Origin of the sequence: Vibrio sp. SCSIO 43153 (assembly GCF_023716625.1) — a bacterium.
GTDB lineage: Bacteria > Pseudomonadota > Gammaproteobacteria > Enterobacterales > Vibrionaceae > Vibrio > Vibrio rotiferianus.
The window spans coordinates 209,785-222,328 of the sequence record NZ_CP071855.1; the positions used below are offsets into that span (position 1 = coordinate 209,785).

Sequence of the window (12,544 nt, forward strand, 5' to 3'; positions counted from 1 at the left end):
ATAATTTGAAATCTCTCAGACGGCTAGCGCTTGATAAGTTCGATTGGTTTTGCGTTGCATTATTAATCCCAATAACAGTGTTTGCTATTACACCATCTTCGTACGGTATTGTATTGGAATTGTTTGGTTATAAAGGCGAAGGCTTGCTTTGGGCGTCGCCACGAATGATTCGTTCTGATGAATGGGTGGTGTGGACACCTTACATGCAAATGGCAGTGCTTAACGGCTTTGAGCGGTTTAATGAGTTGTCAGTGTACCACCAAGACTTGCGAGGTTTTAATGCGCTGCCTTTATGGGACTGGGCGCTGGTATTTAAGCCGCTCATGTGGCCATTTTGGATATTTGAACCAGCACGTGCGTTTGCTTTACATCACGGGCTGATCATTGTTGCCTTTCTACTCGGTTGGAAGCGACTCGCGAGTAAGTGTCTTGAAGATTTTGTGGATGATACCAAAGCGCGAGGTATTTACTCAGCACTGTTTGCTCTTACCTTGTTTTTTACAGGCTTTGTTCAGTTTTGGTGGACGACCTTGGGGCCAGTACTTGCTCTGAGCTCTTGGCTTTTGCTGGTCGTTCTAGAATGGAAACATTCCGTCTATCACTACTTTAAGCTGACTTTTGTTGCTGTTGTATGGTTGTTATCGCATACATACCCACCTGTAATCATATCTGTTGCTTACTTTGGTGTTCTCCTTTTGTTTATTCATCAAAGTGATTGGTGGAAGCGATCACTTCCTCAACTATGCTTTACCGCGATCGCGTGCCTATTTGCTGTAGCTATAACGCTGTTTTATTACAAAGATATCATTCCTGCGATGATGGGTACGGTTTACCCGGGGCAAAGAGTCTCAGTCGGAGGGCAAAGTGAATGGTTATTGTGGTTATCTACGATTGTCCCATTCTTAACACATTCGAATTTTGATAATTTGATCGGGTTGAACATTTGCGAAGTAGGTGCAATAGCCAGTTTACTACCTGTTGCAACGGCCTTCTTTGTCACGCCTGATACAACCAAGCCTCTCGTTAAGCGCGCATTAACATGTTCTCTTATACTCTTTGGAGTCGCTACTGCGTGGATGCTACTCCCTGTACCGTCGTTCCTAGCAAAAATAATGCTACTAGACCAAATTCCATCGAATCGGATGGTATTTTTAAGTGGCTTAGTTATTAACTACCTATCTCTGGTTGTTTTGGTTACAGGGACCATTCGCCTAACGCCGCTGAGAGTGTTGTTATTCTTGAGTTTCTTTGTATTCTCAGTTTCATTGCCATCAATATTGTCTTTGATACCTTGGGGTAAGAAGTCCTTATTTGAGTTATCAGCGCTATTAGTGCTAGGTATTTGGTGTTTCTTTGCATTTAAAAAGGGTGCGCTAAGCCATCAAAAAGGCGCGTTAGCTATTCTACTTATTGCCCTCTTACCTAATGCCCTCTCGTATTCTTGGTTTAATCCTGCTCAAACAGCGTTTCCAATTTTCGAGTTACATAACAAACCTGAAGTGAAGTCTCTAGCTTCAACTGCATATCCTATTGAGCGAATTACTGGTGCTGTTGAACATGATGATGGTGCTCATTCATCAAATAAACGTGATAAATGGGTTGTATCTAGAGATTATCCTGGGGCGATTTTATCCGGTTTAGGGATGAACTCGTTTACAACAGTGTTGATTCAACCGAAGATCCCTTTCTTTGCGAAAATGTATCCAGAGCTTTCAGATGAAGCTTTGAATGTGACATTCAATCGTTATGCTCATATCATGCTTTCTAACTCAGTTGATGTCCCAGAAGCAACTTCACCTGACGTAGTTACAGTGCCTATTGTTGATGTCTTACCAAGTAAGTCTTACTTAAATGCACATGAAGAGTTGAAGTTCGTTGACCTAACTTATGAAACAGGTCAGAGCGCTCAGTTTTCAAGTACGTCTTCGCGTTCTGGTAGTATTGATGTCGTCTCTCTAAAAGAAAACGAAATGCTAATTCAGGGGTGGGCACCATCCGAAAGAATAGATCTCATTGGGCAGTTTGATAAGGACGATATTTTGTTTGCCAGGAGTGTATTCAGGCCAGATGTTGCTCGAGCGTTAAATGATAAGAGGCTGGCATATTCTGGCTTTGAAATATATGTCCAAAATATAGATAAGTACCTTTCAAAACTGGATAACTCGGGGCTCTGTATTGTAAGTAAAAGTTCTTTGTTTGGTGATGTTGTATTAAATATTGGACAAGGTTTAGGCCGATATCAATGTAAGTTTTAAGTCTACTTGATTGGTTAAAGGTTAACTGAATGCTGACTTTGTAAGGTTGAAGTCTGCGTAAGGTCGCTTTATCATCGTGATGTCACATTTGCCATAAGTGAAATCTTGACCCATCCTGTAGTACTGAAATTGGTAATTTCGCCTGTTGGTGGCTTGTTATTGAGAGTTGCTCTCAATAACAAATTAAATTCAGAAGCTAGGTATATAAGAGCAAATAATGCGCATAATCATCTCAACAATTTCACACAATCATTATGAAATGATCGCGAAATTAAATTCACTTGCACAACTGGCAGAAAATGAAGATGTAACCGTTATTTGTCGAGATAATACTGGTGATGCAAGACTTCGAGAGTATTGCTCAGCACATGAAATTATCTATATTGAGAATCGTTATTCGTGTGGTTATGCAGTAAATAATAATTTGAACTTTGTTTACTATCGAGAGCACTTAGAACCACAAGATGATGATTACTTTGTGCTATTCAATCCAGACGTTGAGCTAACACCAACAACGATTCAAGAGCTTCGTAAGTCACTGACTGATAAGCCTCAAGGTATCTTGGCTGGTAATCTATTCCTCGATGAAGATTTTACTACAACCGATGACAACATCAGGCGTTATCCGCGTTTGTATCAGTTTGCAAAAACCTACCTCTTAGGCAACCGCTCAACGATGATCGACCGAAAACAAGGCTTACCTGAAGATGGGCGTTACTGGGCAAGTGGTGCTTTCATTGCTATAAACGCACCTCTATATAAGAAGCTTGGTGGTTTGGATGAGCGTTATTACATGTACTGCGAGGATATCGACTTTTGCTACCGTGCATCAAAGGCTGGTATTCCAGTAGAGTTAGTGGAAGACGTAAAGGCGATTCACTGGCGTCAACGTGACAGCAAAAAAATGTTCAGTAAGTTCTTTGTATGGCATGTTAGCAGTGTGTTTCGTTACTGTTTTAGTCGAAAGAAAGTCGCAGCAAAGCGCTCTCACCTTTACCTTCCGGCCTCAACCAGTTCAGCTCAGCCAGTTGTCGCAAACACACGTGTTGTTGTAAAGCCAATTAATGCGGTGGAGTCGATTGAAATAAGTCGCTCTCGCGCTGTAGATGAACTGTTGGAACGTGAGGCGTGTTAAACGTATTTCAAGTTCAGCCTTGTATTGATATTGTTTTAGCGACATACAACGGTGCTGTTTACCTAAAAGAGCAAATTGAATCTATCCAAAATAACCAAGCTTATTCAAGCTTGGTTAAGTCTTTCATTATCATTGATGACGGCTCTTCAGATGCGACTGAAGCGATTGTTGCCGATTACGCTAGTTCTGACTCTTTAATCAAGTGGGTGCCATCCAGCGGCAAAAGCTTGGGACCTAGCGGCAATTTTTGTCGCGGAATCGAGTTAACGTCTGCCCCTTTAGTCATGTTGTGCGATCAAGATGATGTTTGGTTTGAAGATAAAATTGTTACCAGCTATGAAAGCATAAAGCCTTACATTGGTTCAGCTATTCCTGCGCTAGCGTACAGTGAAATGCACATTGTCGATAACCGTTGCCAGTTAATTGCCGACTCTTACTTTAAGTTCAAGAACATCCCATATTCATGGCCATCAGATTGGGGCAACTTACTACAGCAAAATACGGTATCTGGTTGCACCAGTATTTTTAATCGAGCTTTGATAGATAAATCATTGCCTATCCCATCAGATGCCTACATGCATGATTGGTGGTTGGCTCTTGTGGCAAAGCAATTTGGAGTGTTGATTTTTATCGAAAAGCCCCTTATTGCCTACCGTCAGCATCAATTCAACACGATTGGAGCTAAAAAGCGCTCGCTACGCGGGATAGGGAAGCAGTTCCAACGCTTTGAGCAAAGTGTGCATGATGTGGTCAAGCAGGCGGCAGCCTTTCTCCGCATATATGGCAAAGAGATGGATGAGCTAGAGGCAAAGAAAGAACTTGAACAATTGAGGGGGATTTCCGAGCTCCCTCGATCCAGCCTAATGAAAAAAATATCGCTATATCAACATGGTATGTTAGGTCGTAGCCATGCTTTAGGCACGGTACTTCTCATGATAGTGGTTCTTTTGAAACTATAATTGGATATTTTGGCATCGATATTGCTTATTGGTTGTAGCAAAGGAAATTACGACAACTTTTTGGCGAGGCTTAATTCGATGAACAAACTGACTCCCTTAGCAATACTGACTCCATTAATTCTTGCCGGTTGTGGTGGTAGTAGCGGTGGCTCTGCACCAGCACCAAAATATAATATTGAGTTTGCTTCTTTTTATGTTGAGAAAGCGGCAAGCAGTAACTCGACATGTTCTGTTTATGCGGAAGAGGTATTCTACGAAGACCCTGATCCAGCTAAGCCTGATGAAGAGCCAGAAGTTGACTACAAAAATGTTGTCCTAGCGACAAAAGTTAGCTCGCCATCAGTTCGTGTGGCAATTCACGATGCCAACGGCCGAATGATCAAAGACTTTGTTCCTGGTGCCGCAGAATGGAAAAACGGCAAGTTGTCGTTTAACCAATCGCTTATTCCATCAAATGGTTACCTTACAACTTACCAATTGCTTCAGCGCAATAACATTGTATTCTTAGATGCAGTGTCATACCAAAAGAACGTACTAAATGGTTCAATGACATTTACAACACCGCCAGCAACACTGACGCAAGAGAAAAAATGTATTACGTCAGGAGCTAAGCCACCAACATTTACTTCTAAGAAACAAACTTTCGATGATCGTGGCGAACCAACAGGCGTATTTGGTTTTAACACGCCGGACGGCAACTACTGGTCAGTATCACCACTTAACGCTGAGTTAGAGTTGGGTAACAAACCAATGCTAGCCGTGCGTTACGACCGTCATGTTGACGATACTCAAGACAACATCAACGAATCAGAAGCAGAGTCTCGCTATCGTCCACTTCAAGAGTACCGTTTCATCACAGGTACTAACCTTGGTACTAAGCCACTAGAGTTAAAAGAAATCGGTGACTCAAATTCTGATAGCAAGCCGCAATGGTATCCACCACAAGACGCAACAATCGACAGTGCGAAGTTGTTTGTTAAGTACAGCGGCTACTCATATTTGTGGCAAGCACTGCCGAACGCTCCGGAGCAGTTTAGTTTTGCTAGCAGCATCGGTAGCAGCAACTACTACCTACAAACAGAAGGTACGTTCAATAACTGGAACTTCAGTCAAGTAGATCGCGTGTCTAATCCTGCATCGGGTATTGATGCAACCAATTCAATGAGCGCGTTAGATGTTCCTATGCACGCACCACTAGAGCTAATGGCTTGTAGTTCAAGTGCGTCTGAAGTAGGCACCTGTTTACGTGCATACCAGACTCCAGACACAGGCAATGCGCGTATTCAACGTAGTTTTGTAAACGTAGATGACAATGCTGGTGGCCAAATTCGTCACACTATTTACAGCAAGCCGAATGATATGCCAGGTATGTTCTCGTTTGGTAATAGTGTCGTCGACGCAATTTGGAGTTCTAACCTAGTTTCAGCAAGTGCGTCATTGCTTTACACATCAGATACAAGTGTTGAAGATACGTTCCTGAAAGTACATCGCGATCCAATGGCTATCGCACAGGATGATTACAACTCAGATACTAACGTAGATAGCTTCGGTTTCTTGGTGACAGACTATGATGTTAAATACCATGCTTCTACTCTAGATACCAAAGATTACCTACTGTTGGATAACACCAAAAAGTAGCAGTACTCTGACTACGAAAGCGCTCCTGTTGGAGCGCTTTTTTGTTGTGTGTAAATAATTGATAGTAATCACAAGTAAAATTAGCACTCACTTGACACATTTTCTCAAGGCTGCCTGACGGCGTTGACGCATTTCCAATTGAGTCTTTCCTCCGCAGTGGTCATGCTTTATTTTCATGGGTAGAGCCGTTATGATTACAGGTTGAGCGAAGAGACTCCGATTTTGGACGGCTTTTCGTGAAAGAGTTCATCAAGAATGCCCCTATCGATCGATTTGGGTCTTTCATATTTATCGAGGTCTCAGATACGTAGCCTAATACACGCTGCATGTTTGAAACGATCTCGCGATTGCTATTCAGTTGGCATCTAGTAATTATCAATCAAAGGAAAATCAGCTGTGCAGATAATGGTTACCGGTGGGGCAGGCTTTATTGGTTCTGCGGTTATTCGTCACCTAATTCAGAATACAGAACATAGCGTAGTAAACGTAGATAAACTGACTTACGCAGGCAACCTACAGTCTCTTGCTAGCGTTGCAGACTCAGAGCGTTACACCTTTGAGCAGGTCGACATTTGCGATGCGGACAACGTAAAACGTTTGTTTGAACAGTACCAGCCGGACGCCGTAATGCACCTTGCTGCTGAGTCACATGTTGATCGTTCAATTGACGGCCCTGCTGAATTTATCCATACCAACATCATCGGTACTTATACCCTATTGGAAGGTGCGCGTAAGTATTGGAATGAGTTGTCAGAAGATGCTCGTCAAGCATTTCGCTTCCACCATATTTCAACAGATGAAGTGTACGGCGATCTGCCACATCCAGATGAAGTTGAAGGCGGTGAACTACCACTATTCACTGAGACGACGGCTTACGCTCCGAGTAGCCCGTACTCAGCATCGAAAGCATCAAGTGACCACTTAGTTCGTGCATGGGCTCGTACTTACGGTCTGCCAGTGTTAGTGACTAACTGCTCTAACAACTACGGACCTTACCACTTCCCTGAAAAGCTAATTCCATTAGTTATCTTGAATGCCCTTGCAGACAAGCCGCTACCAATCTACGGTAAAGGCGACCAAATTCGTGACTGGCTATTCGTAGAAGACCACGCGCGTGCACTTACAGAAGTGGTTCTAAACGGTGTGGTAGGTGAAACATACAACATCGGCGGTCACAACGAGAAGCAAAACTTAGAAGTGGTTCAAACGATCTGTAAAATCCTTGATCGTTTAGTTCCTAAAGCAACGCCATACGCAGAACAAATTACTTACGTAAAAGATCGTCCAGGTCACGACCGTCGTTATGCGATTGACGCAGACAAGATCGAACGCGAGCTGGGTTGGAAGCCACAAGAGTCATTTGAGAGTGGCATCGAAAAAACCGTTCAATGGTACCTAGATAACCAAGAATGGGTGAAGAACGTTCAAAGTGGTGAGTACCAACAATGGGTTGACCAGCAATATGGAGCTAGCAAGTAATGCGAATCTTATTGTTGGGTAAAAATGGCCAAGTTGGTTGGGAGCTGCAACGCTCCCTAAGCTGTCTCGGAGAAGTAACGGCTGTCGACTTTGATAGCGCAGATTACTGTGGTGATTTTACTAACCCAGAGGGGCTAGAGCAGACAATTTTAGCGCTTAAGCCTAACGTCATCGTTAACTCTGCAGCCTACACTGCCGTAGATAAAGCCGAAGATGATCAAGCTGTTGCTTATCAAGTAAACGCGGGCAGCGTTGAAGTTATCGCTAAAGCGGCAGAAAAGCTTGGCGCATGGCTTGTACACTACTCTACAGATTACGTGTTCGACGGTTCAGGAGAGCATGCTCGTAAAGAAGAAGCTCCAACTGCTCCATTGAATGTGTATGGTGCTAGTAAACTTCAAGGTGAGCAGGTAGTCGCTCAGCACTGCAGCAAATATCTGATTTTCCGCACAAGTTGGGTATACGCAAGTCGTGGTCACAACTTTGCGAAAACCATGCTCAAGTTGGCGAAAGAAAGAGAAGCACTTTCAATCATCAACGATCAAGTGGGTGCTCCTACTGGCGCAGAATTGTTGGCAGATTGCACAGCAAATGCGTTACGTGTTGCGCTAAATAAACCAGAGGTAGCAGGTCTTTACCACCTAGTAGCATCGGGTGAAACCACATGGTACGACTACGCGCAATTCGTTTTTGACTACGCACGTCGTAGCGGTATTGAGTTGGCCGTTAAAGAAGTGAATGCAGTACCAACAAGCAGCTTCCCGACCCCTGCACAAAGACCTCATAATTCACGTCTTGATACTTCCAAGTTTGAGCAAACATTTGAGCTTAACATTCCCCATTGGAAGCACGGCGTAGAACGAATGCTTGTAGAATTAACAGAGTCTTAAAAATGCAAAATACACAAAAAAGAAAGGGTATTATCCTTGCTGGTGGTTCAGGCACACGTCTGTACCCAGTAACTATGGCCGTAAGTAAACAACTACTGCCAATTTACGATAAGCCAATGATTTACTACCCGCTAAGCACACTGATGCTAGCAGGTATTCAAGAAATCTTGATCATTAGTACGCCTCAAGACACCCCACGTTTTGAGCAATTGCTTGGTGATGGTAGCCAATGGGGTTTGTCACTGGAGTACGCAGTGCAAGAGTCACCAGATGGTCTAGCGCAAGCATTTATTATCGCAGAAGAGTTCTTAAACGGTGCTCCGAGTGCATTGGTGCTGGGTGACAACATCTTCTACGGCCACTCACTACAAAAGCAATTGGCGGAAGCGAGCAGCCAAGATTCGGGTGCAACCGTATTTGCTTACCATGTTCATGATCCTGAGCGCTACGGTGTTGTGGAATTTGATGACGAAGGTACAGCTGTTTCTCTAGAAGAAAAACCAGAAGTACCGAAGAGCAACTTCGCGGTTACTGGCCTTTACTTCTACGATGAGAAAGCGGTAGAGCGTGCGAAGAGCTTAAAACCTTCAGCTCGTGGCGAGTTAGAAATCACTGACCTAAACCGAATTTACCTAGAGTCCGGAGAGCTTTCTGTGGCTAGAATGGGTCGTGGCTATGCTTGGCTAGATACAGGTACTCACGAGAGTTTGATTGAAGCAACAAACTTTATTCAAACGATCGAGCATCGCCAAGGTTTGAAAGTTGCAGCACCGGAAGAGATTGCCTACCGTATGGGCTTTATCGATGCAGATCAAGTACGTAAATGTGCAGCGCCGTTGGCAAAAAATGCTTATGGCCAATACCTAATGCGCATGCTAGAGGAATAAGCATGAAAGTTATCCCTACTGAAATCAAAGATGTATTCATCATCGAACCGACAGTGTATGGTGATGATCGCGGTTTCTTTTTTGAGAGCTTTAACCAAGCACGCTTTGAAGAAGCGATCGGCCAAAAAGTCGAATTTGTTCAAGACAACCATTCTCGCTCAGTAAAAAACGTACTGCGTGGATTGCATTACCAAGAACAACAAGCACAAGGCAAACTAGTACGTTGTGCAGTTGGTGAAGTACTGGATGTGGCAGTTGATATTCGTAAAGACTCAGAAACGTTTGGTAAAGTTGTTACCGTAAACCTGAGTGCAGAGAACAAACGCCAGCTTTGGATTCCTGCAGGCCTTGCACATGGCTTTAGCGTTCTTTCTGAGGTCGCTGAGTTTCTTTACAAGACCACTGATTACTACGCGCCTCAGTATGAGCGCAGCATTCGTTGGGATGATCCAGACCTAGCGATTGACTGGCAGCTAGAGGGTGAGCCCGCGTTGTCAGAGAAAGACAAGCAAGGCATCAGCTTTAGCTCCCTGAAATAAGATTAGAAGTGAGGCATTGCCTCACTTTTTTCTTTTTCGTTATAGAAAAGTAGGCGAGTTATGCTTTTTGTAAATGCATCAAATACCATTGCATCTTGATACCTATCAAAACACCCGCGGATACAAAAGATAGCCGAATAAAAGTGCAAATTCTGGTTAGATTTCGTATCATGCTCGCCTCTACAGAGAACCGAACACAAAGTCGAAAACAGGCAATTAGCCAATCTCTGAACGGAACAGATTCAGACAACATTATTAATATCGACTCGCAAAATTTGGCTAAAACATGTTTCCAACCAAAGAAAACCGTCAACTTTTCCGCACTATGGTGCGTCGAGAAGTCAAAGCAAAATACCAAGGTACATTACTAGGCTTCCTATGGAATCTTGTAACGCCTTTGATGATGCTTGCCATTTACTCCACTGTTTTTCTGACCGTATTTAAAGCAAAGTGGCATTTAACAGCGACAGAGCAAGCCGATTACGGTCTGATGCTGTTTGTGGGTATTTTAACCCATACCTATATGGCAGAAGTGCTAACCACAACCAGTAATGTGATTAGAAACAACAGTAACCTAGTGAAAAAGGTACGTTTTCCAGTTGCAATGCTGCCAATGATTTCCGTTTGTAGTGCAGGCGTGAACTATTTATTTGGTTTACTGCTTGCATTTGCCTACGGTGCATTCAACCACTACATTGCCGATTATACCTACATTATTTATTTGCCACTGGTCTTGTTAGTGTACGTTTGCACTTTGACCGCAATCGCATATTTAGTGTCAGCGCTTGGCCTATTCATTCGTGATGTGTCACAAATGATGCCGGTTTTGATCACAGTATTGTTATTTACGAGTACAGTCTTCTTCTCGGCGCAATCTGCGCCAGATGAGCTGGCACAAGTTTTGTACTTCAACCCAATAAGTCCAATAGCGGATGCAATCCGCAGCATCTTGTACGGTCAAATGCCAAATATGACACACCTATTCACTTTGGGTGTCGTGAGCATTGTATGTGGCTTTATGACCTACAAATTCTTCGGTCGTTTACGTCCGAGCTTTTCAGATATTTTATAAAATAACATGTTAAATGAGGGAATCATGCTTTTAGGTGAGCGACTCAAACAGAAGCAACTCATCTCGGATGAGGACATAGAACAAATTATCGCTCTTCAGGAACAAGCCCCGATAGGAAAGCGAGCTCGCTTTGGTGAGCTATGTGTTTCGCATGGCTTGTGTTCTGAGCAAGATATCCTCGCCGCGTTAAGTGAACAGCTAGAGTTACCTTTACTTGCCGATATTCTAGAGCAGCATTATGGCAGCGATCTGCCACCGTCAGAGTTGGCATTGTCATTATATCCGGCTGAATGGTGGCAGCAGCGTCAAGCGTTCCCTCTTTTAAAAAACGACAACGAATTACTTGTTGCTCAAAGCGATATTTGGGATGACTTCGTATTTGAGTCATTGCTAAGAACGCACAACCTACATGTCATTCCAGTGTTGTGCTCGAACTACGAAATGCGTCAATTGCTCTCAACCATAGATGAGCAACAGACAACGGCAACCGCATTAACGGAGCAAGACAGCAGTTCGGCTCCTGTCGTTAAGTTTGTGAATGAATGTATTCAACGTGCAATCAAAGAGAACGCATCAGATATTCATTTTGAAGTAAACAAGCAACAATTCTCTGTGCGCTACCGTGTTGATGGGGTTTTACGTACCGTTGATCAGCCAGGAATGGCACAGCACTCAGCGATTTTATCGCGTATTAAGTTAATGGCGGGCTTGGATATTTCAGAAAAGCGTCTGCCACAAGATGGTCGTATCCGTGTTCGACTATCTGGCCTACAGGTCGATATTCGTGTTGCAACCACACCTACCGTTTACGGTGAGAATGCGGTGCTTCGTTTGCTTGCGAACGAGAAGCAAAGCCAAGATCAGCAGCGCAAAGAGCTGGATATGCTGCCTGATCAAAAAGGCATTATTCAAGATATCTTGAGCAAGAAAACCGGTATTTTCCTGATAACAGGACCAACAGGTAGCGGTAAAACCACCTCCTTGTATACACTTCTTGGCCAGCTCAATGATGATCAAACTAAAATCATCACAGTAGAAGATCCGGTGGAATACCAAATGAAGGGGTTAACTCAAATCCAAGTCAACTCAGACATTGGTTTGAGCTTCGCTCACGTATTGCGTTCTGCACTTCGTCAAGACCCAGATATCATGTTGATTGGTGAGATGCGCGATAAAGAAACCTCACAAATCGCAATTCAGTCTGCGCTAACAGGTCACTTCGTACTGTCGACGTTACACACCAATGATGCACCAAGCAGCTTTATTCGTTTGAAAGACATCGGCATTCCAGATTACTTAATTAAATCAACGGTCGTTGGCATCATGGCGCAGCGTCTTGTGCGTAAGTTATGCCCGCATTGTAAGCAAGTAGATGGACATGGTGAGCAAGCGGCTCAGTCACTTGGATACCAAGATGTTTACTCGCGTTGGGGGCACTTGTTACCACAACAGGTCACTTGGTACAAAGCGTGTGGCTGTGACCAATGTAATGGCACTGGTTACCACGGACGTCTGGCTATTTTCGAACTGTTAGGCTGGTCTGAGGAAGAAACAGCAGAGCTAGAAATGACAGAGTTACAGCAAGTCGCTAAAAAGCAGAATATGCGTAATTTACGTCAGGATGCCTTGATGCGAGCAGCATTAGGAGACACCACGCTAGAAGAAGTGCTACGTGTTGTAGGCTAAAGGA

The 12,544-nt window shown here is 43.6% G+C and carries 10 protein-coding genes; all 10 read left to right on the forward strand.

All coding sequences use genetic code 11. From position 1 onward, the window contains the following. Positions 1 to 5 precede the first annotated feature (5 nt). The 10 genes from J4N37_RS00965 (at position 6) to J4N37_RS01010 (ending at position 12,540) form a co-directional block, all read left to right on the forward strand. Positions 6 to 2,255: a DUF7657 domain-containing protein gene (locus J4N37_RS00965; RefSeq protein WP_252041486.1), complete on the forward strand. Its 2,250-nt coding sequence runs from the start codon at positions 6 to 8 to the stop codon at positions 2,253 to 2,255. Between the two features lie 217 nt (positions 2,256 to 2,472). Continuing rightward, a complete protein-coding gene (locus tag J4N37_RS00970) occupies positions 2,473 to 3,390 on the forward strand; it encodes a glycosyltransferase family protein (RefSeq protein ID WP_252041488.1) in 918 nt (305 codons plus the stop codon). Further along, positions 3,384 to 4,349, forward strand: a complete 966-nt coding sequence (locus J4N37_RS00975) for a glycosyltransferase family 2 protein (protein ID WP_252041490.1) — start codon at positions 3,384 to 3,386, stop codon at positions 4,347 to 4,349. Before J4N37_RS00970 ends, J4N37_RS00975 begins: the two co-directional genes overlap by 7 nt. A gap of 78 nt (positions 4,350 to 4,427) precedes the next feature. Then, complete coding sequence (locus J4N37_RS00980) at positions 4,428 to 5,987, forward strand: hypothetical protein (RefSeq protein ID WP_252041492.1); 1,560 nt, start codon at positions 4,428 to 4,430, stop codon at positions 5,985 to 5,987. A gap of 396 nt (positions 5,988 to 6,383) precedes the next feature. Beyond that, positions 6,384 to 7,466 (forward strand): dTDP-glucose 4,6-dehydratase, encoded by a 1,083-nt coding sequence (gene rfbB, locus J4N37_RS00985; protein WP_038883485.1) that lies wholly within the window; start codon positions 6,384 to 6,386, stop codon positions 7,464 to 7,466. After that, positions 7,466 to 8,356 (forward strand): dTDP-4-dehydrorhamnose reductase, encoded by an 891-nt coding sequence (gene rfbD / locus J4N37_RS00990; RefSeq protein WP_252041494.1) that lies wholly within the window; start codon positions 7,466 to 7,468, stop codon positions 8,354 to 8,356. Before rfbB ends, rfbD begins: the two co-directional genes overlap by 1 nt. A 2-nt stretch (positions 8,357 to 8,358) precedes the next feature. Beyond that, positions 8,359 to 9,243 (forward strand): glucose-1-phosphate thymidylyltransferase RfbA, encoded by an 885-nt coding sequence (gene rfbA / locus J4N37_RS00995; RefSeq protein WP_252041496.1) that lies wholly within the window; start codon positions 8,359 to 8,361, stop codon positions 9,241 to 9,243. A gap of 2 nt (positions 9,244 to 9,245) precedes the next feature. Then, the gene (rfbC, locus tag J4N37_RS01000; RefSeq protein WP_010445186.1) at positions 9,246 to 9,782 is read left to right on the forward strand and encodes a dTDP-4-dehydrorhamnose 3,5-epimerase; all 537 of its coding nucleotides are present in this window, start codon (positions 9,246 to 9,248) and stop codon (positions 9,780 to 9,782) included. A 286-nt stretch (positions 9,783 to 10,068) separates the two neighbouring features. Next, positions 10,069 to 10,854, forward strand: coding sequence for an ABC transporter permease (locus J4N37_RS01005; protein ID WP_010445188.1), 786 nt, complete (start codon positions 10,069 to 10,071; stop codon positions 10,852 to 10,854). A gap of 24 nt (positions 10,855 to 10,878) precedes the next feature. Then, complete coding sequence (locus J4N37_RS01010) at positions 10,879 to 12,540, forward strand: GspE/PulE family protein (RefSeq protein ID WP_252041498.1); 1,662 nt, start codon at positions 10,879 to 10,881, stop codon at positions 12,538 to 12,540. The last annotated feature ends 4 nt before the right edge of the window (positions 12,541 to 12,544 follow it).